This window comes from Streptomyces sp. NPDC001880, from assembly GCF_053594575.1.
Map to the genome: position 1 here is coordinate 1 of NZ_JBSFET010000260.1, position 1938 is coordinate 1938.

At 70.0% G+C, this 1938-nt stretch carries 1 protein-coding gene; it reads left to right on the top strand.

What is annotated here, in order from left to right; translation table 11 throughout:
• The coding region (locus ACWCQ6_RS37065) for a peptidase C14 (RefSeq protein ID WP_451096879.1) at positions 1–1616 on the top strand (1616 nt) is incomplete at its 5' end.
• Positions 1617–1938 lie beyond the last annotated feature (322 nt).

Below are 1938 nucleotides of genomic sequence, written 5' to 3' on the forward strand. Positions count from 1 at the left end.
TACGCACCGAAGGCATCGAGAAGAACACCCACGACAACCCCTTCGGCGCCGTCCTCTCCTTCCGCGGCACCGTCACCGACACCACCGTCCGGCACACCCTGAGCGCGGCGATGCCGGACCTCTCGGACCTCTTCGAGGTCGGCGACTCGTCGAAGTTCGCGGTCGGCCAGTGGTGGGCCGTGGAGATCAACGCCCTGGCGGGGAAGTACGAGAAGGAGATCCAGCGCCTCGTCCAGGTCACCGATGTCGTCGACTCCACCCGCATCCGGGTCAACTACCAGATCGGCTGGGACCTGGCCGCGGGCCGCACGCTGACCTGGACCCGCGTCGAGCCCGTCGACCGGGCCCACGTCCGCAACATGGTCTTCGAGGGCTGGGGCGAGGACGAGATGACCGGCTCGCACCCGGTCGCGTACGAGTACGCGGTGCGCTGCGACGTCTCCGGGATCGAGGCCATCGGCACCTTCTGGCCGGTCGTGATGCGCCGCTGGTGCACGTACTACCGCACCGAGCAGTGCTCGCTGACCAACCCGAAGTCCGTCACCTACGGCGGCGCGGGCTACCTCACCCAGCAGATCTACTGCCTGTACGGGCACGTGGAGGACTGTCACACCTCCAACGCCCGTCACCTCAACGACTTCACGGCCTCCGCCTACTGCTACGTCACCAACTGCCACGGCGACGGTGACGACGAGGGCCCGTTCGTGACGCACGGTCAGTTCGAGCACGACCTCGTCTACACCGGCAACTCCGGGCTGATGACCTTCGCCAACTCCGGTGCCGCCTGGGGCGGCAGGGCCAAGCGCATCACCGTACGCCGGCACGCCTGCTCCTGGTTCGTGGCCCGGGTCAAGATCACCGATCTGACCCTGGAGGACGTCCTGGTCATCGGCAAGAAGTCCCTTTCCGGTTCCGGAATGCTCTGGGTCAACGCCGACGGTGTGCAGATGCGCGGTTGCACGGCCACCGGTCCGCTGATCGTCTCCCGTGCCTCGGACCTCTCCGCCCGCCCCAATGTGATCGCCGACTCCTCGTTCGCGTTCGCGGCGGGCGCGGAGATCACCCAGGCCAACGTCACCGCCCCGCTCACCATTCAGCGCTCCACCCTGAAGGGCGTCGACGGCGCGGTCCTCAACGGCACCGGCCCGCTCACCCTGGACCAGTGCACACTGACCGGCTCAAAGGACAGCGCCCCGGTCTCGCTGGCGCACGCCGACATCACCGTGCTCGGCGGCGAACTCCGCGACACCGGGCTGAAGCTGACCTCGGCGAAGGACCAGCGGCTGCGCGTCGACGGCACCCGGCTGAGCGGCACCAACAAGGACGGCGCCCTGCTCGCCCGCACCGGCTCCGGACGGACCGTCGACTGGCAGCTCACCGGCCTCGACTCGACCGCACCCAAGGGCACCGCCCATGTGCTGGTCACCGAGGGCCCCAACCGCTACCGGGCCACCGGATCCACCTTCACCGGCGGCCGGCTCGAACTGCGGCCCACGGCGTTCACCGGCGACAGCCACCTGCTGCACACCGGCTGCGTCGAGGACGGCACCGAGCGCACCGCGCTGCCGGACGAGGGCGACCGCGTCGCCCACACCGCGGCCACACTGCGCATCTGACCGTGGGGCCTCTCGTTCGGATCGGGCCGGGCTCGCGGGGCCCGGGCCCGGCACGCACGCTCGCCGCGTTGTCGTCGGTCGCCGACGCTCCGCGTCCGCTCCCTCCTCCGCCTTGCGATCGCACGCAGCACCAGACCCCGCTCCCTGATCCGGCCTGATCCGGACGAAAGACCCCAACCCATCGAGCACCAGGGATTCCCGTGTCCACGCATACCCCGATCACCGGCCGGCCCGTACGGGTCGCGCTCGTCGGCGCCGGCAACCGCGGTCTGACGTACGCCGAGTGGATCAAGGCGCACCCCGAGCGCGCCGAGCTCGTCGC